Source organism: Methylobacterium sp. Leaf456 (assembly GCF_001425465.1).
Lineage (GTDB): Bacteria > Pseudomonadota > Alphaproteobacteria > Rhizobiales > Beijerinckiaceae > Methylobacterium.
Window position 1 is genome coordinate 203,857 of sequence record NZ_LMQV01000043.1, and the last position, 23,573, is coordinate 227,429.

Annotated in this window: 19 protein-coding genes and 2 pseudogenes; 13 read left to right on the top strand and 8 right to left on the bottom strand. The window is 70.1% G+C overall.

Annotated features, from left to right (window positions below):
• Window positions 1-33: 33 nt before the first annotated feature.
• The 3 genes from ASG52_RS22465 to ASG52_RS22475 form a co-directional block, all read right to left on the bottom strand.
• Complete coding sequence (locus ASG52_RS22465; RefSeq protein ID WP_286159139.1) at window positions 34-807, bottom strand: Crp/Fnr family transcriptional regulator; 774 nt, start codon at window positions 805-807, stop codon at window positions 34-36.
• Between the two features lie 68 nt (window positions 808-875).
• Complete coding sequence (gene glgA / locus ASG52_RS22470; RefSeq protein WP_056248085.1) at window positions 876-2,405, bottom strand: glycogen synthase GlgA; 1,530 nt, start codon at window positions 2,403-2,405, stop codon at window positions 876-878.
• Window positions 2,406-2,594: 189 nt separating this feature from the next.
• Complete coding sequence (locus tag ASG52_RS22475; RefSeq protein ID WP_056248089.1) at window positions 2,595-4,211, bottom strand: alpha-amylase family glycosyl hydrolase; 1,617 nt, start codon at window positions 4,209-4,211, stop codon at window positions 2,595-2,597.
• Window positions 4,212-4,535: 324 nt separating this feature from the next.
• On the opposite strand from ASG52_RS22475, the gene ASG52_RS22480 reads away from it, so the two are divergent.
• A complete protein-coding gene (locus ASG52_RS22480; protein ID WP_056248092.1) occupies window positions 4,536-7,067 on the top strand; it encodes a glycogen/starch/alpha-glucan phosphorylase in 2,532 nt (843 codons plus the stop codon).
• Window positions 7,068-7,341: 274 nt separating this feature from the next.
• On the opposite strand, the gene ASG52_RS22485 is transcribed toward ASG52_RS22480, so the two are convergent.
• A complete protein-coding gene (locus tag ASG52_RS22485; protein WP_056248093.1) occupies window positions 7,342-7,524 on the bottom strand; it encodes a hypothetical protein in 183 nt (60 codons plus the stop codon).
• A gap of 271 nt (window positions 7,525-7,795) precedes the next feature.
• Here ASG52_RS22485 and ASG52_RS22490 point away from each other — a divergent pair, with 271 nt between their 5' ends.
• The 6 genes and pseudogenes from ASG52_RS22490 to ASG52_RS22515 all read left to right on the top strand — a co-directional run bounded on the left by ASG52_RS22490 (window position 7,796) and on the right by ASG52_RS22515 (window position 12,354).
• Window positions 7,796-9,244: a homospermidine synthase gene (locus ASG52_RS22490; RefSeq protein ID WP_056248098.1), complete on the top strand. Its 1,449-nt coding sequence runs from the start codon at window positions 7,796-7,798 to the stop codon at window positions 9,242-9,244.
• Between the two features lie 73 nt (window positions 9,245-9,317).
• Window positions 9,318-9,878: a Uma2 family endonuclease gene (locus ASG52_RS22495; protein WP_056248101.1), complete on the top strand. Its 561-nt coding sequence runs from the start codon at window positions 9,318-9,320 to the stop codon at window positions 9,876-9,878.
• A 70-nt stretch (window positions 9,879-9,948) separates the two neighbouring features.
• Window positions 9,949-10,508: pseudogene (locus ASG52_RS22500) on the top strand (Uma2 family endonuclease).
• Between the two features lie 63 nt (window positions 10,509-10,571).
• A pseudogene (locus ASG52_RS22505) lies at window positions 10,572-11,140 on the top strand (Uma2 family endonuclease).
• Window positions 11,141-11,156: 16 nt separating this feature from the next.
• Entirely contained in the window at window positions 11,157-11,498 is a 342-nt protein-coding gene (locus ASG52_RS22510) for a hypothetical protein (RefSeq protein WP_056248103.1), read from the top strand.
• Window positions 11,499-11,502: 4 nt separating this feature from the next.
• Window positions 11,503-12,354 carry a DUF1206 domain-containing protein gene (locus ASG52_RS22515; protein ID WP_056248106.1) on the top strand — a complete coding sequence of 284 codons (852 nt, stop codon included), beginning with the start codon at window positions 11,503-11,505 and terminating at the stop codon, window positions 12,352-12,354.
• 151 nt (window positions 12,355-12,505) lie between these two features.
• Here the strand turns inward: ASG52_RS22515 and ASG52_RS22520 are convergent, their stop codons facing one another.
• Window positions 12,506-12,997, bottom strand: coding sequence for a hypothetical protein (locus ASG52_RS22520; protein ID WP_082552688.1), 492 nt, complete (start codon window positions 12,995-12,997; stop codon window positions 12,506-12,508).
• 282 nt (window positions 12,998-13,279) lie between these two features.
• Here ASG52_RS22520 and ASG52_RS22525 point away from each other — a divergent pair, with 282 nt between their 5' ends.
• Both ASG52_RS22525 and ASG52_RS22530 read left to right on the top strand, forming a co-directional pair.
• A complete protein-coding gene (locus tag ASG52_RS22525) occupies window positions 13,280-15,307 on the top strand; it encodes a polysaccharide biosynthesis protein (RefSeq protein ID WP_082552689.1) in 2,028 nt (675 codons plus the stop codon).
• 183 nt (window positions 15,308-15,490) lie between these two features.
• Complete coding sequence (locus ASG52_RS22530; RefSeq protein WP_056248109.1) at window positions 15,491-15,724, top strand: hypothetical protein; 234 nt, start codon at window positions 15,491-15,493, stop codon at window positions 15,722-15,724.
• A 12-nt stretch (window positions 15,725-15,736) separates the two neighbouring features.
• On the opposite strand, the gene ASG52_RS22535 is transcribed toward ASG52_RS22530, so the two are convergent.
• Window positions 15,737-16,084 carry an ArsR/SmtB family transcription factor gene (locus tag ASG52_RS22535; protein ID WP_056248835.1) on the bottom strand — a complete coding sequence of 116 codons (348 nt, stop codon included), beginning with the start codon at window positions 16,082-16,084 and terminating at the stop codon, window positions 15,737-15,739.
• Window positions 16,085-16,190: 106 nt separating this feature from the next.
• Here ASG52_RS22535 and ASG52_RS22540 point away from each other — a divergent pair, with 106 nt between their 5' ends.
• Window positions 16,191-16,937, top strand: coding sequence for a glucose 1-dehydrogenase (locus ASG52_RS22540; RefSeq protein WP_056248112.1), 747 nt, complete (start codon window positions 16,191-16,193; stop codon window positions 16,935-16,937).
• A 10-nt stretch (window positions 16,938-16,947) separates the two neighbouring features.
• Here ASG52_RS22540 and ASG52_RS22545 read toward each other — a convergent pair whose 3' ends face one another.
• On the bottom strand, window positions 16,948-17,871 hold the full coding sequence (locus ASG52_RS22545; RefSeq protein ID WP_056248115.1) for an NAD-dependent epimerase/dehydratase family protein: 924 nt from the start codon (window positions 17,869-17,871) through the stop codon (window positions 16,948-16,950).
• Window positions 17,868-18,911 carry an MraY family glycosyltransferase gene (locus tag ASG52_RS22550; protein ID WP_286159140.1) on the bottom strand — a complete coding sequence of 348 codons (1,044 nt, stop codon included), beginning with the start codon at window positions 18,909-18,911 and terminating at the stop codon, window positions 17,868-17,870. The genes ASG52_RS22545 and ASG52_RS22550 overlap by 4 nt, the downstream gene beginning before the upstream one ends.
• Window positions 18,912-19,140: 229 nt before the next feature.
• Between ASG52_RS22550 and ASG52_RS22555 the strand changes: the two genes are divergently transcribed.
• From ASG52_RS22555 to ASG52_RS22565, 3 genes are all read left to right on the top strand, one after another.
• Entirely contained in the window at window positions 19,141-22,047 is a 2,907-nt protein-coding gene (locus tag ASG52_RS22555; protein ID WP_056248841.1) for an EAL domain-containing protein, read from the top strand.
• A 111-nt stretch (window positions 22,048-22,158) separates the two neighbouring features.
• On the top strand, window positions 22,159-22,533 hold the full coding sequence (locus tag ASG52_RS22560; RefSeq protein WP_056248118.1) for a hypothetical protein: 375 nt from the start codon (window positions 22,159-22,161) through the stop codon (window positions 22,531-22,533).
• Between the two features lie 64 nt (window positions 22,534-22,597).
• Window positions 22,598-23,554 (top strand): ferredoxin reductase domain-containing protein, encoded by a 957-nt coding sequence (locus ASG52_RS22565; protein ID WP_056248844.1) that lies wholly within the window; start codon window positions 22,598-22,600, stop codon window positions 23,552-23,554.
• The last annotated feature ends 19 nt before the right edge of the window (window positions 23,555-23,573 follow it).

A 23,573-nucleotide genomic window follows, 5' to 3' on the forward strand; every position in this document is an offset into this window, starting at 1 on the left:
ATGACGGGATTGGGCTCAAGGGGCCGTCCGAAATCAGCTCCGGCCTCGGCCCGCTGCGCTTGCCTCCATGTCCGCCCCGCCGGGTTGGCGCAGGAGGTGGAGGTAGGTCGGGTCGAAGTCGCAGAAGGCGTGGAGCCGCGCCACGTCGGGCACATGCAGCCGCCGGTCCTGTACCCGGACCAGACCCTGCTGGCGCAGGTCGCGCAGGACGCGGCTGACATGGATCGTGGTGATGCCGAGGATGTCGGCCAGCATCGGCTGGGTCATCGGCATGGCGCAGTCGTTGGACCCCGCCGCGCCGACGATCTGCTGGCGCAGCAGCAATTCGCAGAACAGGTGGGCGATGCGCCGGTCGGCGGCGCGCTGGCCCATGTTGGCGAGCCATTCGCGCACGATGCTCTCATCCACGAGCGTCGCCCACCACAGGGCGCGGGCGATCCGGGAATCGCGGAACACCAGGGCATCGATCCGGTCCTGCGGCACGTCGGCGACGGTGCAGGCGGTGAGCGCGGCGATGTAGTGGTCGGAGGGGCCGAGCACGATCGATTGCAGATCGCAGAAATCGCCCGGCAGTAGCAGGCCGAGGATCTGGCGGCGGCCGTCGCCGACGAGCTTGTAGCGGAAGGCGAAGCCCTCCATGACGAGGTGGACGCCCGGCGCCGGCTCGCCCGCCCGGACGATGTCCTGCTGCGGCTCCAGGGTGCGGCCCGGCCGGAACATGCCGGCGAGCAGCGAACAGTCGCCGTCGTCGAGATCGACGCCGTGCCGCAGCTTGCGGACCAGAGGATTGCTGCGCGGAATCGCCACCGTTGCATCCATGGCCGCACAACGCGGCAGACGCCGCTCCGTTGCGCGGGATGGCGTCCGCTAACGGATCAGGCCGCCTTCCAGCGCCGGGCCGCGTTGTTGCCGAAGGCGCGGGAATAGAGGCCGCAATAGTTCAGCGCGGCGCGGTCCCAGCCGAACTCGCGCGACATCGCGGTGCGGCGCATGGCGTTGAGGCGCTTCTTCTGGCCGAAGGCCTCGAAGGCGCGGGTGATCGCCGAGGTCAGCCCGCGGGGCGAGGCGTCGGCGAAGGTGAAGCCCGTCACTCCGTCCTCGACGGTGTCGTTGAGGCCGCCGGTGCGGCGCACGATCGGCAGCGAGCCGAAGCGCTGGGCATACATCTGCGCCAGCCCGCAGGGCTCGAAACGGGACGGCATCAAGAGGAAGTCGCTGCCGGCGAAGATGCGGCGCGCCTCCGTCTCGCGAAAACCCACATGGACGCCGACATTGTCGGGGTGGCGCCCGGCGAGATCGCGAAGCGCCTCCTCGAAGCGGCCCTCGCCCTGGCCGATCACCACGAGCTGGCCGCCCTCGGCGACGATCGACTCCGCGGCCGCGAGGCTGAGGTCGATCCCCTTCTGGTGGACGAGGCGAGAGACGATGGCGAAGAGCGGCCCGCGCGAGATCGCCATACCGAACTGCTTTCGCACCTCGTCGGCGTTGGCGCGCTTGCCCTTCCAGTCGTCGGCCTCGAACGGCGTGGCGAGATGCGGGTCGGTGCGCGGGTCCCAGCTCTCGTCGATGCCGTTGAGGATGCCGGTGAGCCGCCCCTGCGCGGCGCGGGTACGCAGCAACCCGTCCAGGCCGCAGCCGCCTTCGGCCGTGGTGATCTCGCGGGCGTAGGTGTCGCTCACCGTGGTGACGTGCGAGGCGTGGTAGAGCCCGGCCTTCAGGAACGAGAGCTGGCCGTAGAACTCCACCCCGTCCATCTGGAAGGCGTAGTCCGGCGCGCCGATCCGCCCGAGGGTGTCGCGCGGAAACAGGCCCTGATAGGCGAGGTTGTGGATCGTCAGCACGCTCGGGCGGCGGATGCCGAGCCACGCCATGTAGGCCGGCGCCAGCGCGGTCTGCCAATCGTTGAGGTGCAGCAGGTCGGCCGACCAGAACGGATCGAGCCCGGCGGCGAGTTCGGCTGCGGCGCGGCCCAAACGGGCGAAGCGGATGTCGTTGTCGCCGAAATCGCCGCCGGCGTCGCCGTAGGGCGTGCCGTCGCGCTCGTACAGGTCGGGGGCGATCAGCGCGTAGACGCCGAGCCCGTCCGGCGTCGTGCCGTAGCCGAGTTCGCAAGCAGGCACGCCGGCGAAGGCGCCCATCCGGGCGACGGTCGTGAAGTTCTGGAGGCCCGCGATGACCGAGGCGTAGCCGGGGATCAGGACGCGGACATCGTAGTGGCGCCGCAGCGCACGCGGCAGCGCACCCGCAACCTCGCCGAGGCCGCCGGTCTTCACGAAATCCGCCATCTCGGGCGTGGCGAAAAGGATGCGAGGAAGGAGGGAGCGGTCCGACTGCGGTTCGTGGTGGGATGGGGGAAACGGCGTCACCTCGGCAGCCGGAAGCGCACCGAGATCCACATACGCCATCGACTCGCCCCCACGACCCTCGCGCCGCCTATGAACCGTGAGGGTCGATACCGCCGCGCTCGGCATGACAATGCTCCGGAAGGCACTCTGTTCCGTTGCATCGCACAATTCAGGCCATGTTCAGATGAAGATTGTCGGCGAAATGCACGCGGTTGCATCATGGCGTGCATGCGCCGGACGCGTGCCGCCTCATCTCGACGGATCGGCGCGCAGCACCATGCCCTCGTCCGGCGCGAGGGTGAGGGCGTCGCGGACGGCCTCGCCGGCCCGCCCCGGACGGGTCGAGAGCAGGACGGTCCAGGCCTGCCCGCCATCGAGCGGCACCGCGTGCGCGGCGCCCCCGAAATTGAGCAGGATGCGTAAGCTTTCGGCACCCTCGAACCGCTCGTAGGCGAAGATCTCGGCGGCCAGATCCGGTGCGAGGGCGAGGCCGCGCCAGCCGCCGACCGAGAGGGCGGCGTGATCGCGCCGCAGCGAGAGCAGACGGCGGTAGAGCGTCAGGATCGAGCGGGAATCGTCGCGCAGCGCATCGACGTTGCGGCGCTCGCGATCCACGGTGAGCGGCAGCCAGGGTTCCACGGTGCTGAAGCCCGCGTTCGGGCCCTCGTCCCACTGCATCGGCGTGCGCACGGGGTCGCGGCCGTGGCCGGGCTCGTTCTTCTCCCACGGGTCCTGCACCCGGTCGGCCGGGATCGGCACGTGACCGATCCCGATCTCGTCGCCGTAATAGAGCGTCGGCGTGCCGCGGAGCGTCAGCAGCAGCATCGCGGCGACCCGGGCCTGGGCGTCGCCGACGCGGGCGGCGATGCGCGGCCGGTCGTGGTTGCCCAGCACCCAGTTCGGCCAGCCGCCCTCGGGCAGTGCCGCCTCGTACTCGGCAACCAGGGCCGCCACCGCGTCGGCCCGCCAGGATGTTTCGAGGAGCTGGAAGTTGAACGGCAGGTCGGCCGCCGTGAGGTCGGGGCCGTAATAGGCCACCAGCCGCTCGATCGGCAGGTAGATTTCGCCGATCAGCACCCGCTCGCCGTATTCGCGCAGGACGCTCCGCATGCCTGAGATCACTTCGATCACCTCCGGCCGGTCGCAGGAAAAGACCTGCGAGAACCGCTCGATGCCGGGCCGATCGGGCGCGAAGTCCGGGTTCGAAGGGTTGTCGCGAAAGCCCTCGTCCTTGATCAGATGCCAGATCACGTCAACGCGAAAGCCATCGACGCCGCGCTCCAGCCAGAAGCGCAGCACGTCGTGCATCGCCGCGCGTACCGCCGGGTTGCGCCAGTTCAGGTCCGGCTGCTCGGCCAGGAAGGCGTGGTAGTAATATTGGCCGGTCGCCTCGTCCTTGGTCCAGGCCGGGCCGCCGAAGTTGGAGAGCCAGTTGTTGGGCGGCCCGCCATCGGGGCCCGGATCGCGCCAGATGTACCAGTCGCGTTTTTCGGAAGTCCGGCTCGCCCGGCTCTCGGCGAACCACGGATGCTCGATCGACGAGTGGTTGGGCACGAAGTCGAGGATCACCTTCAGCTTGCGCCGATGCGCCTCGGCGATCAGCGCGTCGAAATCGTCGAGCGTGCCGAACAGCGGATCGATGGCGCAGTAATCGGCCACGTCGTAGCCGAAATCGGCCATCGGCGAGCGGAAGAACGGCGAGATCCACAGAGCATCGACGCCGAGCCACGCCAGATGGTCGAGCCGGGCGGTGATGCCGGCCAAGTCGCCGACGCCGTCGCCGTCGGTGTCCTGGAACGAGCGCGGATAGACCTGATAGACGGTCCCGCTCTGCCACCATGTCGCCTTGCAGATCGCCTCGGGCATCGGACCTCCCCGGACTCGGCCGCGGGAACGACCCGGCGGCGCGCGTTGTTCGGAATGGGGTAGGGCCGTTCAGGCCGCCTTCAAGCGGGCGGGCTCAGTTCGGCGCCCGAGGCCGTGCGGGACCGGCAGCCTTGTGTCGACAAGGACACAGGCTTGCAGGCACGACGCTTGCGAAGGTGATCTCCGCCCGCATGTGTCTCGACAAGCCCCTGCATCCGCAACACCATGCGGGCGCAGGGTTGTCGGACCTCGTCCTGCCGCAAGAAGTGGGCAGGGTCCGATCCATCACCGATCGAATCGGCTGCGACGTAGGGGGTTGGTCCAGTGCTGAACGAAGCTTTGTCCGTTCTCCGGAACGGCGATGCGGAGACATCCGCTTCTTCCGCGAAACCGGCGAAGGCCGCAGCCATATATGTGAAGCCGCGCTCCGCCGACGACCGCGATCCCGTGGTGGCTCTGCGCGAGGACATCCGCGCCAAGCTGATCTACGTGCTCGGCAAGACGCCGGAGAGCGCGCGCGACCGCGACTGGTTTGCCGCCACCGCACTCGCCCTGCGCGACCGGATCGTCGATGCCTGCCACGAGGGGCAGGCCGGCACCGTGCCGGACAAGCGGGTCTATTATCTCTCGCTCGAATTCCTCATCGGCCGTCTGCTGTCGGACGCGATGAACAATCTCGGCCTCGTCGAGGCCACCAAGCAGGCGCTACGCGACCTCGGCGTCGATCTCGGCGAAGTCGAGGGGGCCGAGCCCGATGCCGCCCTCGGCAATGGCGGCCTCGGGCGGTTGGCCGCCTGCTTCATGGAGAGCATGGCGAGCCTGTCGATTCCCGCGATCGGCTACGGCATCCGCTACGACCACGGCATCTTCCGCCAGTCGCTCGAAGACGGCTGGCAGCGCGAGGCGCCGGAGACGTGGCTCGCCGAGGGCAACCCGTGGGAGTTCGCCCGGCAGGAATCGACCTACAAGATCGGCTTTGGCGGCCACGTCACCATGACGAGCCACGGCGACCATCACATCCGCCGCCACTGGCATCCGGCCGAGACCGTCAACGCGGTCGCCTACGACATCCCGGTGGTCGGCTGGCGGGGTCGTCACGTCAACATGCTGCGCCTGTGGAAGGCGGAGTCCGACGCGCCGGTCGAGCTCGCCCGCTTCAACGCGGGCGACCATGTCGGCGCGGTGGCCGGCCGCGCGCGCGCGGAGGCGATCTCGCGGGTGCTCTATCCGAGCGACTCGTCGGCGGAAGGCCAGGAGCTGCGCCTGCGCCAGGAATACTTCTTCACCTCGGCCTCGCTGCAGGACCTCGTACGCCGCCACGTCGCCGAGCGCGGTTCGCTCCGCACACTGCCCGACCACGCCGCGATCCAGCTCAACGACACCCACCCGGCCATCGCGGTGCCGGAGCTGATGCGCATCCTCTTGGAGGAGCACGACTTCCTCTGGGAAGACGCCTGGCAGGTCACCTCCAACACCCTGCACTACACCAACCACACCCTCCTGCCGGAGGCGCTGGAGACGTGGCCGGTGGAACTGATGGAGCGGCTGCTGCCGCGCCACATGCAGATCATCTACCTGATCAACTGGCTGCACCTCGAGGCGCAGAGCAAGAACGCCAAGGGCGGCGCGGCCCACATCGCCGCGGTCTCGCTCATCGACGAGTCGAACGGCCGGCGCGTCCGCATGGGACCGCTCGCCTTCCACGGCTCGCGCCGGGTCAACGGCGTCTCGGCGCTGCACAGCGACCTGCTGAAGTCGACGGTATTCAAGGATCTCCACGAGATCGAGCCGGAGAAGATCGTCAACAAGACCAACGGGATCACCTTCCGCCGCTGGCTGCACAACGCCAATCCGGAACTGACGAAGCTCGCCGTCGAGACCGTCGGCAAGGGCGTGCTCGACGATCCGACCGAGCTGTTAAAGCTCGTGCCCTACGCCGACGACGCCGAGTTCCGCACCCGCTACGCGGCGGTGCGCAAGCTGCGCAAGAAGCGCCTCGCCCAGGTGATCGCCGAGCGCACCGGCATCGCGGTCGATCCGACCGCCCTGTTCGACGTGCAGATCAAGCGCATCCACGAGTACAAGCGCCAGCTGCTCAACCTCGTCGAGACGGTGGCTTTGTATCAGGCGATCAAGAAGGCACCGCACAAGGACTGGACGCCGCGGGTCAAAATCTTCGCCGGCAAGGCGGCGCCGAGCTACGTCCAGGCCAAGCTCATCATCAAGCTCGCGGGCGACATCGCCAAGGTCGTCAACGAGGACCCGGATGTCGGCAACAAGCTGAAGCTGGTCTTTCTGCCGAACTACTCGGTGAGCCTGGCCGAGGTGATCATCCCGGCGGCCGACCTGTCGGAGCAGATCTCGACCGCGGGCATGGAGGCGTCGGGCACCGGCAACATGAAGCTGGCGCTCAACGGCGCGCTCACCATCGGCACCCTCGATGGGGCCAACATCGAGATCAAGGACCATGTCGGCGCGGAGAACATCTTCATCTTCGGCCTCGATGCCGAAGGGGTGCTCGCCCGCATCGACGAGCCGGCCTATGCCAACAAGGCGATCTCGGCCTCCCCGCGTCTGGCCGCCGCGCTCGACGCCATCGGCAGCGGTTTCTTCTCGCCCGACGAGCCGCGCCGCTTCGCGCCGCTCATCGACGAGTTGCGCCACCGCGACCGCTACCTGACCACCGTCGATTTCGACGATTACTGGCGCGTCCAGCGCGAGATCGACGCCGCGTGGCGCCGCCCGGCGCAATGGTGGCGCACCGCCATCCTCAACACCGCCCGGATGGCGTGGTTCTCCTCCGACCGCTCCATGCGGGAATACGCCGAGGAGATCTGGCAGGTGAAGCTGGGCTGACGCCTGCGGATCGAAGGGTTTTACGCAAACGGGCAGGGGAGGCGAGTGCCTCTCCTGCCCGTTTCATTTCGAGCGCCCGCTTCGAGGCCTCTCCCACTCACACCCTCATCCTGCCGCGCAGCGGCCTCGAAGGAGGGCTCCAGGAATCGCGCGAGACGCTGGAGCCCTCCTTCGAGGCTCCGCTTTCGGCTACGCACCTCAGGATGAGGGGGATTGGGTTGGATAGACCTACGGCACGGCCGACCGATCGGCCGTGCCGTGTCTTCCGAAAGACTCAGCGCGAGCTGTGCGGCCAGGCCGTGGACGAAGCGAAGAGGCCGATGCCCTCTCCGGCGCGGCCGCCCTTGGAGCGGCGAGCGGAGCGGAGGAGGGCGGAGAGCAGGGTGATGATGCCCGGATCGCGGTCGATGGTCTCGACCTCGGGGCGGACGGGCTGGGCGGTCAGGATGGTCAGCATGGCTCGGGTCCGTTCTGTGCGGGTGGGCCCTGGGCGTCGCTCCCTTGTTGCAGTGCAATATATGCGCTTATGGGCGAGGCACGTCCCACGCGATGTCCGCCGCAGCCCTGCGCTGGGCTCATGCCGGCGCCCTCTCACCTTCACAGTTTTGCAACACTCTCGTGGCTCGCCCGGTTGACCGCGCGGCGCCGAACCGTCATCCGCTCGTCATTTCCAGGCATCACTCACGCCGCTCTCACACCACGAGCAGCCCGACGAGGAGCGTTCCACCATGTCCGACGGTCAGAAGCAGGATTGGCCCGTCCACGGTCGCATCACCGGCCCGATCGTGATGATCGGCTTCGGCTCGATCGGTCGCGGCACGCTTCCCCTGATCGAGCGGCATTTCGAATACGACAAGAGCCGCTTCACGGTGGTCGAGCCCTCCGACGCGCACAAGGACTTGGCCGACCAGCACGGCCTGCGCTTCGAGCAGGTCGCTCTCACCAAGGAGAATTATCGTGACGTCCTCACCCCGCTCCTCACCGAGGGGGGCGGCCAGGGCTTCTGTGTGAACCTGTCGGTCGACACCTCCTCGCGCGACATCCTCGAGCTCTGTCGCGAACTCGGCGCGCTCTACATCGACACCGTGGCCGAGCCCTGGACCGGCTTCTACTTCGACAAGGGCCTGACCCAGGCCGACCGCACCAACTATGCCCTGCGCGAAAACATCCTCGACGCCCGCCGCGCCGCACCCGGCGGCCCGACCGCGGTGTCGTGCTGTGGCGCCAACCCCGGCATGGTGTCGTGGTTCGTCAAGCAGGCGCTCCTGAACGTCGCGCAGGACACCGGCGTCACCGATCCCGAGCCCAGGACCCGCGAGGAATGGGCCGCGCTGATGCACAAGGTCGGCGTCAAGGGCGTCCACATCGCCGAGCGCGACACCCAGCGCGCCAAGCATCCGAAGCCGATGGGCGTGTTCGTCAACACGTGGTCGGTCGAGGGCTTCGTGTCGGAGGGCAACCAGCCGGCTGAGCTCGGCTGGGGCACGCACGAGACCTGGAAACCGGAGAACGCGGAAGGCCAGACCAAGGGCTCGGCTTGCGCGATCTTCCTGCTCCAGCCCGGCGCCGATACCCGCGTGCGCACCTGGGTGCCGACGGTGGGCGCGCAGTTCGGCTTCCTCGTCACCCACAACGAGGCGATCTCGATCGCCGACTACTACACGGTGCGCGAGGGCGGCGACGCGGTCTACCGCCCGACCTGCCACTACGCCTACCACCCGGCCAACGATGCCGTACTCTCGCTGCACGAGATGTGGGGCAATGCCGGCAAGGTGCAGGAGCGCCAGCACATCCTCGATGAGAACGAGATCGTCGATGGCATCGACGAACTCGGCGTGCTCCTCTACGGCCACGAGAAGAACGCCTACTGGTACGGCTCGCAGCTCTCCATCGAGGAGACCCGCCGCGTCGCCCCCTACCAGAACGCCACCGGCCTTCAGGTGACCTCGGCCGTGCTCGCCGGCATGGTCTGGGCGCTGGAGAACCCGGAGGCCGGCATCGTCGAGGCCGACGAGATCGACTTCCGCCGCTGCCTCGAAGTGCAGACGCCGTATCTCGGCCCCGTCGTCGGCGTCTACACCGACTGGACCCCGCTCACCGACCGCCCCGGCCTCTTTCCGGAGGACATCGACACGAGCGATCCCTGGCAGTTCCGCAACGTGCTGGTTCACCGCTGAGGCGACAGGGGCCGCCCGCGACAGGGCAGCCCCGCGATGCTAAGGTGCGCGACTTCTCGCGGAGGCAGGATCGATGGCCGTCGCCGTCCGCCGCGACCCGCCCATGCGGGTCGCGGAGTACAAGGAGTGGCTCGCCGCCCGGCCCGAGGGCGAGCGCTGGGAGCTGATCGACGGCGCGCCGGTGATGATGGCGCCGCCGGCCTACCGGCATCAGCAGATCGTCTCGAATCTCGAAGCGGCCCTGCGTCGTCTAGCCCGCCCGCGGGGCTGCTGGGCTCTGTCCAACCTCGCCGTCCTGAGCGAAGCCTTCGACGACTACGCGCCGATCCCGGACGCGCTCGTCCGTTGCGGGGCCGCGCTGCCGGACGGCTACCTGAGGGATCCGCTGCTGGTGGCCGAAGTGCTTTCGCCCTCCACGATGATCAACGACCGCGGGTTCAAGGCGCGCTTCTATCAGTCGATCCCGTCCCTTCGAACCCTCCTGCTGATCGATCAGGACGAGGCACGGATCGAGGTGTGGCGGCGGGACGCCGAATGGACGATGCGGATCGCGCGAGCCGGCGAGTCCATCGACCTGCCCGAACTCGGCGGCGCCATCGCCGTGGCGGATGTCTATGACGGGATCGATTTCTGAACCTCGGCGCCCGCATTGGCTGCCCCCCGATCGGATGCTAGCCTTCACGGGCTCATCCGGAGGATCGGCGATGGCCTTGGCTTTTCGGCGCGACACCCGCATGCGGGTGGCCGAGTACAGGGAGTGGCCGCGACCCGGCCCGACGACGAGCGCTGGGAGCTGATCGACGGCGCGCCGGTGATGAGATCACCCGCCGAGGGACGGCATCAGCGCATCGTCACGAACATCGCCAAGCGTCTCGACGGTCTCGCCGAGCGCCGGGGCTGCGGCGCCTATCCGGGTCTCGCGATCCTCAGCGAGGCGAGAGACGATGACGCCCCGATCCCCGATGTCGTGGTCCAGTGCGGCGAGCCGCCGGCCGACGGCTACACCAGCGACTCGCTCCTCGTCGTCGAAGTGCTCTCGCCCTCGACCTTCCTGATCGACCGTGGGCGCAAGACCGAGTTCTACCAAACCGTCCCGTCCCTCCGGTTCTTGCTGCTCGTCCATCAGGACGAGGTGCGCGTCGAGGTCTGGCGCCGCGAGGCCGAGTGGACCGTGCGGATCGCAGGACCGGGCGAGATGATCGACTTGCCCGAACTCGGCGGCGGCCTCGCGGTGGCGGACGTCTACGCACGCCTCACCGTCTGAGCGGCGCCCGTTTGCCAAGCCTCGGGCGGATGGTAGCATTGCTCCCGTCTCGGAGGCCCCTCGATGGCGCTCGCCGTTCGGCGCGACCCCGGCATGGGTGTCGCGGAGTATCAGGTCTGGGTCGCGGACCGACCCGACGAGGAGCGCTGGGAGCTCATCGACGGCGAACCCGTGCTCATGTCGCCGCCGAGCGAGCGCCACCAGTCGATCGTTGCCAACCTCATCCGGCATCTCGCGCCCGTCGGCCGTGACACACGATGTCGCGCGCGATTCCGGGCATCGCGGCCTTGAGCGAGACCATGGAGACCTTCGCGCCGATCCCCGACGTGATGGTACGATGTGGCCCGATGCTGAAGGACGGCTACGCCCGCGATCCGGTGCTCGTGGCCGAAGTCCTCTCGCCTTCGACCATGAGCCGCGACCGCGGTTCCAAGACCGATTTCTACCGCAGCATCGCCTCGCTTCGGGTGTTTCTGATCGTCTATCAGGACGAGCCGCGCGTTGAGGCTTGGCGACGGGGAGCGGACGGGGCCTGGACGAAACAGGCCCTCAGCCTCGGCGAGACGATCGATCTGCCCGAACTCGGCGGCCGGCTCGCCGTTGCCGACATCTATGACGACATCGACTTCTGACGCGAGCAGCCCGCCCTTGCCCCATTTCGAAGACTTCTACGCCAACAAGCTGCGCGGCTCCCTCGGTGTCACCGACGCCGAATCCGTGCTCGACCTGCGCGAGGCCAACCGGGCGACGGCGGAGGCCTCCATCGCAGACATGCTGGAGCGCAGCCGCTTCGCCAAGGGCAAGACGGTGGCGGTGCGCCTCGCGGCCCCGCCCGAGGGCGGGGGCGAGACGCTGTTCCAGCCGGTCGGGCGCCTGCTGCTCGACGCCAAGCGCCGCGGCTGGATCGACCGGCTACAGACGCTGCCCTCGGGCGACGGCCTCGGCTTCTACGTGGCGCTCGCGGGCAAGCCCGCGCGCGAGCGCGACTAAGCGGATGGGTTGGAGCCGGAACGACAACGCTCTCGAACATCTCGCCCGCTTCGGCTTCGGCGCCCGCGGCTTCGTCTACTGCGTCGTCGGCGTGCTCGCCCTGCTCGCGGCTTTGGGGCACGGCGGGACGGCCGGCGACAGCAAGGGCGCGCTGCGGGCGGTGCTCGGCGGGCCGTTCGGCGCCGTCGTCGTCGGGCTCATCGCTTTCGGGCTCGCGGGCTTCGCCCTGTGGCGCCTCGTCGAGGGCGTCACCGACGCCGACCGGCGCGGGAACTCGGCCAAGGCGCTGGTGGTGCGCGGCGCGCATCTCGTCAGCGCCTTCGTCTATGCCGGCCTCGCGCTCACCGCCGGGCGCCTCGCCTTCGGCATCGGCCGGGCCTCGGCCGGCGGCGACGGGGTGCAGGACTGGACCGCGTGGCTCCTGCGTCAGCCGTTCGGCCCCTGGCTCGTCGGGCTCGCGGCCGTAGCCGTCGTCGCGGCCGGGCTCGCCTACGCCAAAAAAGCCTGGACGGGCGACGTGACCGACCGGCTGTCGCTGCCGGGTGAGAGCGAGCGCTGGGCCAAGCCGTTGGGCCGGTTCGGTTATGCGGCCCGCGCGGTGGTGTTCCTCATCATCGCGGGCTTCCTCGCCACCGCGGCCTGGACGCAGGGGCCATCCGAGGCGCACGGCCTGTCTGGCGCTTTCGCGGCGCTCAGGGCGCAGCCCTACGGCTGGGTGCTGCTGGCGGTGGTGGCCGCAGGCCACTTCGCTTTCGGGGCCTTCGGCCTGATCCAGGCGCGCTACCGCCATATCGACGCCCCGGACATGGGGGATGCGGACGCCGCGCTGGCCCGGGCCAAGCGCGCGGTCGGCTGAACCGGGCGCCCGATCCCACCGTCGAAATCGGCCTCGGACGGCGTCGTGTGGGTGAGCCGGGCCGAGCTTGCGTCACCGCCGTTCGCGCAGACACGGGCCAAAAAGAAAGGGCCGCCCGAAGGCGGCCCCGATCGTCCTCGCTCGACAGCGCTCAGTACCCGTAGGCGCCATAGCCGCCGTATCCATAGACCGGACGACGATACCCGTAGCTCTCGTATCCCTCGTCGTAGCCACCGTAGCCGACCGGGGCGTAGCCGCCGTATCCACCGCCGTACCCGCTGCCGTAGCCACCGTATCCGCTGCCGTAGCCGATGGCCGAGCCGACCGCGAGACCGCCGAGAAGGCCCAGACCGAGACTGGAGCCGCGGCCGTACCCGCCGCGATATCCACCGTAACCGCCACGATAGCCGCCACGGTATCCGCCGAACCCGCTCCCGCGATAGCCGCCGCCGTAGCCGCGACTGGCGAAGCCGCCGCCGCCGAAGCCGCGACCACCGCCGAAGCCACGGCCGCCCCCGAAGCCTCCACCCCCGCCGTGGAACCCGCCCCCGCCGAAGCCGCCGCGCGCCTCGGCCGGAGCCGCCGCGAGGAGGCCGAGGCCGAGGAAGGCGCTCGCCGCGATGGCGGCGTTGCGCATCGTCATGTGATTCACTGTTTTGCTCATGACGGCCCAACCCACGCGTTCGGGTTGTGTTCAAAGCCCATGTGACGAAACGCACGGACCGTCGGAGCGGGCGCCCGATCGCACCGGTGCCCTCTCACCTTCGGCGGACGGACATTCTCGAGGCCACGGATCGAAGGCGCTGGGGCGGACGCGGACGGTTGCACGCGTGCCGATGCCGAAACAGAGCGTGACCGCCGGGCGCCCCGCGTTGACATCCCCCGGAGCGCCGTCGATACCGCCTCGCGTCCCAAAAAAAGCACCATGCAGAAGCGCACCCTCAAGACGGCGGTGATGGTCGCCCACGATCTCGCCGCCACCGCGGCGGCCGTGGTGCTGACCTTCGTCTTCCGCTTCCAAGGCGAGTTGCTGGCCGAGCGCCTGCACGCGCTGCCGCTGCTGCTGCCGCCGTTCCTGGCCTATGCCGGGCTGATCTACGCGTGGTTCAAGCTCTACCGCACCAAGTGGCGCTTCGCCTCGCTGCCCGATCTCGCGGGCATCGTGCGTGCCGCGAGCGTGATGGCGCTGACGCTGCTGGTGCTCGACTACGTGCTGGTCTCTTCGAACCTCCACGGGTTCTACTTCTTCGGCAAGATCGCGATCCTGCTCTACTGGGTGCTGCAGGTCTTCCTGCTTGGCGGGCCGCGGCTGGCGTTCCGCTACCTGAAATACGCCCGCTCGCGGCAGAGTCATGCGCGAACTGCGACCACGCCGACGCTGCTGCTCGGGCGCGGCGCCGACATCGAGACGGTGCTGCGGGCGATCGAATCCGGCTCGGTCAAGCGGCTCTCGCCCAAGGGCATCCTGTCGCCGCGGGCCGACGAGGCCGGCCAGATGATGCGCGGCGTACCGGTGCTCGGTGGGTTCCGCGACCTCGAACAGGTGGTGGCCGATCTCGGCAACCGCGGCCTGCCCGTGCGCCGCCTCGTGGCGACGCCTTCCGCGCTGGCCCCCGAATCCGAGCCCGACGACCTCATCGCCCGCGCCCGACGCCTGGGGCTCCCGCTCGCCCGCGTCACCAGCCTCGGCGAGGGGATGCGCGATGCCGAACTTGCGCCGCTGGAGATCGAGGACCTGCTGCTGAGGCCGACCGTCGCCATCGACCGGCCGCGCCTCGAAGGGTTTCTGTCCGGCGCCCGCGTGGTGGTGACGGGCGGCGGCGGCTCGATCGGCTCGGAGATCTGCGCCCGCGCGGTCGCCTTCGGTGCGTCCGCGCTCCTCGTCATCGAGAACTCGGAGCCGGCTTTGCACGGCGTCCTCAACAGCCCGGCCCTGCTCCAGGCGGAGGCCGACGTGCAGGGCACCATCGCCGACATCCGCGACCGCGAGCGGCTCGTCGCGGTCATCGCCGCGTTCCGGCCGACCTACGTCTTTCACGCCGCCGCGCTGAAGCAAGTGCCGTATCTGGAGCGCGACTGGGCCGAGGGCATCAAGACCAACGTGTTCGGCTCGATCAACGTCGCCGAGGCGACCGTCGCCGCGGGTGCCCGCGCCCTGGTGATGATCTCGACCGACAAGGCGATCGAGCCGGTGTCGCAGCTCGGCGTCACCAAGCGCTTTGCCGAGATGGTCGCGCAAGCTCTCGACGCCGAGCAGGCGGGGGCCACCCGCCTCATCGCCGTGCGCTTCGGCAACGTGCTGGGCTCGGCCGGCTCGGTGGTGCCGGTGTTCAAGGCGCAGATCGCCCGCGGCGGGCCGGTCACCGTCACCCATCCGGAGATGGTGCGCTACTTCATGACCGTGCGCGAGGCCTCCGACCTCGTGCTCACCGCGGCCTCCCACGCCGACGCGGAAGGCCGCGGCGCCACGGGCGAGCAGCGTGCGGCGGTCTACGTGCTCAAGATGGGCCAGCCGGTGCGCATCCGCGAACTCGCGGAGCGGATGATCCGGCTCGCCGGCTTCGAGCCCGGCGAGGACATCGAGATCCAGGTCACCGGCGCGCGGCCGGGCGAGCGCCTCAACGAAATCCTGTTCGCCCGCGAGGAGCCGCGGGTCCAGCTCGACGGCATCGACGGGGTGATGGCGGCCAAGCCCGTCTTCGCCGACCGCACCGTGCTGGAGGGCTGGATTCTTCGCTTACGCGCGGCCGTGGAGACTGGCGACCGCGGGGCGGCCGAGGCGGTGTTCGAGGAAGCGATTCCCGATTTTCGGCATCGGGCGGGCGCCAAAGCCGCCACGAAGTCGGGGGAATCGCTGCGGGAAGCCGAGGCGCAAGCAGCGGAGCTGTTTCAGCCGGCCGCGCTGTCACGGATCGAAGACGATCTGCCGAAGCGATACGAACGGCAGCCGTGAACCACACCGGCTGCGCCGGCCGCGAAACCGCAATTGCCGTCTGGGCTGAAAGCCGGGCTTAACGGTTGTGCGCAGAGATCGATGCCATGCCTCGATTGTGGGTGAACCGTGCCACTCCTCGCCCCCGACCCCTTTCCTCCGACGTGGCGTGATCGAACGAAAGGGGCGTCGTACGGCGTCTTCATGATCGGCGTGACCGCCTTCCTCTTCTGGTACGCGGAACGCATCGCCGATCCGGATTGGAAGCCGTCGCTGTCGCGGATGGAATACCTTCTCGCCCTCTCTCCGTTCTGGCGCGGTGCGCATATCGCGATCATCGGATCGTGGACCGGGGCGATAGCCTTGCTGCTTCTCTGGAAAGCGGCGCGCCCGTACACACCGGACCCCTCTCGCCGAGGCGGTGTCAGCCGCGGATAGCCGCTGCGCAGCCTACGGCGCCGCCGCCTCGCACCCCTTCGCCCCGGCATAGGCGTTCATGATCGCCGAGAGCAGGCCTGGGAAGCGGGCCTCCACCTCGGCGCAGCGCGAGTGGTTGCGCATCTCGACGCCGTGGCGCTCGCTGCGGATCAGCCCGGCCTCGCGCAGCACCTTGAAATGGGCCGACAGCGACGATTTCGGGATCACCCGCTCCCCCAGCGACGAGACCGCCGAGCAGGCCTGGACGCAGCCGGCCTGCGTGATGCTGGCGAAGATCGCGGCGCGAGCCGGGTCGGCGAGCGCGTGCAGGATCGCCTCGGGCCGCACGTCCTCAATCGCAGGGTGAATCAGCGGTCGCATCATTCATCCATATGGAGGCTTGAACGGCGCTCCATTAGTTCCGAATTTCCGAACTATGGGACAAGGGCGACCGATCCGGCGCCGGCCCGGACAAAGGATAGCACGGATGTCGAAACTCGCAGGCAAGGTCGCCGTGGTGACGGGCGCCTCAAAGGGGATCGGCGCGGCCATCGCCAAGGCGCTGGCGCGGGACGGCGCGGCGGTCGTGGTCAACTACGCGTCGAGCAAGGCAGGGGCGGAGGCCGTCGTCGCGGCGATCACCGGCGAGGGCGGCCGGGCCGTCGCCGTGCAGGGCGACGTGTCCAAGGGGGAGCAGGCCGAGGGCCTGATCGCGGCGGCCGTGAAGGAATTCGGTCGGCTCGACATCCTCGTCAACAATTCCGGCGTCTACGAATTCGCAGCCATTGAGGAGGTGACGGAAGAGCATTACCGTCGCCTGTTCGACGTCAACGTGCTCGGCGTGCTGCTGACGACGCGGGCGGCGGCCAAGCACCTCGGCGAGGGCGGCAGCATCGTCAACATCTCCTCGGCGGCGACGCTCGTGAACATGCCGACCACGGCGGCCTACACCGCGACCAAGGGCGCGCTCGACGCGATCACCGGCGTGCTGGCCAACGAGCTGGCGCCGCGCCGCATCCGGGTCAACGGCGTCAGCCCCGGCTTCGTCGTGACCGAGGGCACACATACGGCGGGCGTCGTCGGCTCGGAGATGGAGGCCGGCCTCGTCGCGCAGACCCCGCTCGGCCGCGCCGGCCAGCCGGACGACATCGCCGGGGTCGTGGCCTTCCTCGCCTCCGACGACGCCCGCTGGGTGACCGGCGAGGATATTGCCGCCAGCGGCGGCGTCCGCTGACGGGCCGCCCTCAACCGCCTGCCCGCGCGAGCGCCGCGAGCCCGTCGCGCGTGGTCCGCGCCGGCTGCCAGCCGAAAGCCGTCAGCCCGTCGGCGCGGGCGACGAGCGCGCCCGAGAGGCGGTCGAAGGTCTCTTGCCGGCCGGTGGCGCGGCAGACAAGCCCGATCAGCGGGGCGGGGCAGGGCAGCAGACCCGGCCCCCGGCCGAGGCCGGCGCGGAGCGCGGCGATCATCTCGGGCAGCGTCAGGGGATCGGGATCGGCCACGATCAGCGGGCGCCCGATCGGGCCGGGGGCGTCGAGGGCGGCCGCGACGGCGGCGGCCAGGCTCTCTACCGAGACAAGGGAGCGGCGACCGGCCAGACTTCCCAGCGGCAGCGGATAGGGCGTGCGGGCGAGCTTGAGGAGGGCGGCCATGTTGCCCTTCACACCCGCGCCGTAGACCAGCACCGGGCGGAGCGCGACCCAGTCGAGCCCGATCTCGGCCAGCGCCTCTTCCGCCGCGAGCTTCGAGCGGCCGTAGGCGTCGGTCGGGGCCGGGGCGTCCCGGTCGGTGAGCGGGGCGCCCGCGCTCGGGCCGGATTGCGCCCGGATCGAGGACAGGAACACGAAGCGGCCGACCTTGGCCCGCTGCGCCGCCTCGGCGAGCTTGCGCGTGGCTTCGGTGTTGGACGTCCGAAAATCGTCCTCGGGCGCGCCGGACATGGCATGCGCCAGCCCGGCCGAATGCACCACGGCATCGACCCCGCTGAGCGCGGCGGCCATGTTCATCGGCCGGGCCAGATCGCCCACCACCGCGCCGCTCGCCCCCTCCGGCAGAGCCACGGGCCGGCGCAGCAGCACCCGCACCCGGTGCCCGCGGGCGGACAAAGCCTTGAGCAGGTGGCGCCCGATGAAGCCCGTCGCCCCCGTCAGCGCGATCAGCTTTCCGCTCAACGGTTCGCCCCCTTCATGATCTGTGGGCGTGGCGTCGCGAAAAGGCGCAGCAGCCACCCGACGAGCCCCGCCGCGAGGACGAGGCCCAGAAGCGTGACCGGCCAGGACGGCCAAAGCAAGGTGATCAGCGCGAGCCCGGCGAGCGCGCCCTGTACGGCGAAGACGCGGGTGACCACCCCCATCAAGGAAAACCCGTTCACGGTGGCGACCTGATAGAAGTGGCTGCGGTGGGCCTGCCACACCTTCTCGCCGCGCCGCATTCGCCACAGCAGCGTCAGGGTCGCGTCGGCGACGGGGTAGAGCGGCAGGATCAGCGCGGCGGTGAGCCCCCCCTCGGCGGCGAGGCGGAACAGCAGCCACGCCAAGATCAGGCCGACCGGCAGCGAGCCGACATCGCCCATGAACAGCCGCGCCACCGGCCGGTTGAACGGCGCGAAACCAATGAGCCCGCCGAGCAGTGCGCCTGCCACGAGGGTCGCTTCGGGCGCGTATCCGCCCGCCGCGCCGAGCAGGGCCAGGAAGGCGGTGAGCGGCACGAACTCGGCGACCGTCATCCAGTCGAGCCCGTCCATGAAGTTGACGAGGTTGACGAACCAAAGGCCCGCGACGAGAGCCGTTGGGCGTTCGAGCCACGCCCATCCCTCCGGCAGGATGTGCCCCTGAACCGTGGCCACCACGGCGGCCACCGCGCCGGCCTGCACCACGAGCCGCAGCGAGGCCGGCAACGGCCGGATGTCGTCGACGGCGCCGACGCCCGCGAGCACGAGAACCGCGAGGGCCAGCGCCGCGCCCTCGGTGCCGTGCAGGCCCATCCCGAGGAAAGCGGCCAGGAGCGCCGCCGCCCCCAAAGCCGCACCGACGATGGCGATGCCGCCGCCCTGCGGAGTCGGGACTTTATGGCTGGAGCGGGCGTTCGGGCGGGCGAGCGCGTAGCGTTGCAGCAGCGGCTTCAGGAGCACGATCAGGCCGGCGGAAAGGGCAGTCGCCAGAGGCACGGCGAGGAGCGGGGCGAGGGGCGCGGCGCCGCGGGTTTCGTCCAACAACATCATCCCCCCGCTCTACCCGCCGCGGCGCGGCCGGGCGAGGGCTCGGCTTGTTTTGGCCGCAAAGCCGCGCGATCCGCTGAAGGAGCGGGGCGCCAATCGCCGGTGGGCCGAGCCCCTCGCCGTCGTGCGGGCGCCTTGCGGGGGCGGGGCCCCGCCGATACGACTCTGGCCGACCGCTCTCGCCGTCCTCTCGCTCCGCCTCCGCCGGTCCAAGAAAAGCCCGTTGCGCATCCTGTCCCCGGCCCTCGCGGCCCTGACGGTTCTGGCCGGCCTCGTGGCCGGCCTCCTCGGGGCCCTCTCGCCCGCCCACGCGGTGGAGGCCGTGCGCGTCACCCTCGACGCGCCCGCCGTGGACCTGACGCCGATGATCGAGCGCTACCGCTCGGACGGCGACCTGATCCAGATCTCCACCGCGCCGGGCAAGGACGGCATCGTGCGGCGCATCGCGGTCAAGGCGCGCGAGCCCGGCGCCAGGCCCGACTGGATGGTGTTCGCGCTCACCAACGACACCGACGAGCAGATCGACCGCCTGCTCGTCGCCCCGCATTTCCGTCTCGTCGGCTCCGGCGTGGTCTGGCCCGATCTCGGCGGCTCGCGCATCGCCGCGATCACCGCGAGCGAGGGCATCCGCCCCGAGCGCGACGAGAGCCTGGAGGCCGACCAGTTCCTGATCACCATCGATCCGGGCACCACGGTCACCTACGTCGCCGAGCTCAAAGGCCCCAACATCCCGCAGGTCTACCTCTGGGACCAGGACGCCTACCGCAAGAAGACCTCGGGGCTGACCCTCTACAAGGGCATCATCATCGGCATCAGCGGGCTGCTGGCGCTGTTCCTCACGATCATCTTCGTCGTGAAGGGCGCGATCATTTTTCCCGCGGCGGCGGCGCTGTCATGGGCCGTTTTGGCATACGCCTGCATCGATTTCGGCTTCCTGCAGCGCGTCTTCCCCGTCACCGAGGGGGCGGAGCGGATCTACCGGGCTTCCGCCGAAGCCGTGCTCGGTGCGACGCTGCTGGTCTTCCTGTTCGCCTACCTGAACCTGTCGCGCTGGCACGTGCGCTACAGCCACGTCGCCTTCTTCTGGCTGATCTTCCTCGCCGGCCTCGTCGGGCTGGCCGTGTTCGATCCGCCGGTCGCCGCGGGCGTGGCGCGCATCTCGATCGCCGCGGTGGCCGGCGTCGGGCTGATGCTGATCCTGTATCTCGCCGTCCACAACGGCTACGACCGGGCGATCCTGCTGGTGCCGACTTGGCTGCTGCTGCTGTTCTGGGTGGTGGCGGCGGGCTTCGCCATCACCGGCCAGATCGGCTCGGACCTCGTCCAGCCGGCGCTGATCGGCGGCCTCGTACTCATCGTCATGCTGATCGGCTTCACCGTGATGCAGCACGCCTTCGCGGGCGGGGGCTTGAGCCACAGCCTCGTCTCCGACACCGAGCGCCGGGCGCTGGCCCTGATGGGCGCGGGCGACATCGTGTTCGACTGGGACGTGCCGGGCGACCGGGTCTTCGCCGGCCCTGAGATCGAGGCGCAGCTCGGCCTCAAGCGCGGCGCGCTGGAAGGCCCGGCCGCCAACTGGCTGGGGCTCCTCCATCCCTTCGACGTCGAGCGCTACTCGGCGGCCCTCGACACGGTGATCGAGGAGCGGCGCGGGCGCATCGTCCACGATTTCCGCCTGCGTTCGGCCGCCGGCCCCTATGCGTGGTACCGGCTCAAGGCCCGGCCCGTGATCGGCACCGACGGCGAGGTGATCCGCATCGTCGGCACCATCAGCGACGTGACCGAACTGAAGACCGCCGAGGAGCGCCTGCTGCACGACGCCGTGCACGACAGCCTCACCGGACTGCCGAACCGCGAATTGCTGCACGACCGGCTCGACGCGGCTTTGGCGCTCGCGAGCCAGGACGCCCGGCTGAAGCCCGCGGTGATCGTGCTCGACATCGACCGGTTCAAGGCGATCAACGACGCCATCGGTTTGTCTGCGGGCGATTCGATTCTGCTCACCCTGTCGCGCCGGCTCGGGCGCCTGCTGCGCCCGCAGGACACGCTGGCCCGCGTGGCGGGCGACGAGTTCGCCGTGATCCTGCTGTCCGAGCGCGAGCCCGACCGCATCCTCGCCTTCGCCGAGATGATCCGGCGCGCCATCGCCACGCCCGTCACCTATGCCGACCGCGAGGTGTTCCTCACGGTCTCGATCGGCGTGACCCTGCACGAGGCCGGGCCCGGCCATGCGGGCCAGCCGAAGCGCGACGAGGTGGTGAAGAGCGCGCAGATGGCGATGATCCAGGCCAAGCGCGGCGGCGGGGACCGCATCGAGATCTTCCGCGCCAACATGCGCACCGAGCGCTCCGACCGGCTGATGCTGGAGGCGGATCTCCGCAAGGCGCTGGAGCGCAACGAGATCCGCGTGCTGTTCCAGCCGATCGTGCGGCTGGAGGACCGGACCGTAGCGGGCTTCGAGACGCTGCTGCGCTGGGACCATCCGAAGCTCGGGCGCATCCCGCCCGCGACCTTCCTGCCGGTGGCGGAAGAAATCGGCGTCATCGTCGCGCTGGGCAACTTCGCCATCGAGCGCACGGCGCTCGAACTCGCCGCGTGGCAGCGCTCGCTCGATGTCGAGCCGCCGATCTTCGCCTCCGTCAACGTCTCCTCGCGCCAGCTCCTGCGCCACGACCTCCTGCACGACGTGAAGACCGTGATCGCCCGCACCGGGGTGCTGCCGGGCTCGCTCAAGCTGGAGCTGAGCGAGGGGCTGGTGATGGAGAACCCCGAATACGCTGCACAGATGCTCACCCGCATCCACGATCTCGGCGCGGGCCTCTGCCTCGACGATTTCGGCACCGGCTACTCGGCGCTGGCCTACCTCCAGCGCTTCCCATTCGACACGCTGAAGATCGACCAGAGCTTCGTGCGCCAGATGGGCCAGGGCCGCACCGCCATGCTGCGCTCGCTCATGCGGATGGCGCAGGAACTGGGCCTCGCCGTCGTCGCCGAGGGCGCGGAATCGGAGGAGGATGCGCAGGGCCTTCAGGAGCTCGGCTGCGACTACGCCCAAGGGGCGGCCTTCGGCGAGCCGATGACCATGCTCCAGGCCCGCCAGCTCGTCGGCGCCGCCCCCGAGGCGGCCTGATACACCCAACCGCGGCAACGGCTTAAACCTCCCTTAACCATAAGCCGGCATGGTCACGCTCAGGTTTCCGGGGTGCTTCGAGTGCAGCCCCGGCCGAACCGGGGATGAGCGATGACCGAGGCGCACAGACGCAGGGAGCCGGGAAGCGGGGGCAGCGCGGTGCGGCGCCTGATGGCGCGGCCGATCCGGGCCCACATCGCCGGCGCCGCCCAACCCCACCTGTCGGTCATCCGGACGGACGAGGCGGCCTCGATCCCGGCGCCCGCCGCGACGGTAGCCCCCACGCTGCCCGAGACGGACGACGTGGCGCGGCTTCGCATGGAAGTCCTGATGATGAAGGCGGCGCTCGCCGCCGAGCGGCGCGAGAGCGAGGCCCTGCGCACCAGCCTCGGCCTCGGGGACGCGCAAGATCTCGGCGACGAGGCACGGGCCGAGCGCGAGCGCTGGGCTGCCCTGGTCGGGCGCCTGATCCACGGCACGCTCTGATCCGTCCGCCCGCGGACCGGCTCACCCCTTCCCTGCACAAAGAAACCGGAGCGGGATGCCCGCCATGCGTGCTCCCATGAGCGCCCGTTGCTCCCTCGTGGTGAACGGCCAGACCCTGCGGGTCTCGCCGGGGGACACCTCCCTCGAAACGGCGCTCGCCGACGGCGTGATCGCACCGATGCAGGGCCTGCACAGCGGCCTCCTGCTGGGACAGGCGGCAGGCCCGGCGGGCCGCCGCCTCCGGGCGCGGGCCCGGCGTGCGGAAAACCCCGCTCTCGCGGTGCAGGACGCCGCCCCGCTGATCCATCCGGCCAAGGCGCCCGCCCGCGCGCTGGTGCGGCGCGTCGGCAGCGTCGAGGCGATCACGGCGCTCGGCCCGCGCGTGATGCAACTCGTCGTCGCCCTGGAGCGGCGGATGCCGTTCGAGCCCGGCGATCAGGTCTGCCTGACGATCGAGGGCGGGCGCCCGGTGACGCTCGCGCCGACGCTGAGCGTCGAGGGCGGGGCCGAACTGAACGAACTGGTGTTCCACCTGCGCGGCGAATGCGCCGACGATCTCGAAGCCCTGTTCGGCGTCGTCCCGGCGCCCGGCCTCGTCGTGAAGGCCAAGGGCCCGCTCGGGAACGGCACCTACCGGCCCGGCGGCGGGCGCCTCGTGCTGGTCGGGGCCGAGACCGGGTTCGCCGGCATCTGGGCGATCGCGCGGGCCGCCCGCTACATCGAGCCCGCCCGCGAGATCTGTCTCATCACGGGCGCGCGCGATCCCCTCGATCTCTACATGCGCCCGGCGCTGGAATGGCTGCGCGCCACCGGCGTCACCCGCATCACGCTCGCCGCCGACCGCCACCGCCAGCGCCCGCCGGACGTCCGCCCCGGCCCGCTCACCGCCCACGTTCCGACCTTGCGCACCACCGACGCCGTCCACGCCTCCGGCTGCGCCTCGACCGTCGGCGCGGTGGAAGTGCTCGCTGCGGCCGCAGGTGCGCGGTTCTACCCGATCCCGCTGCCGCCGGGGGCGTGAGACGGGAGCCGATCCGACG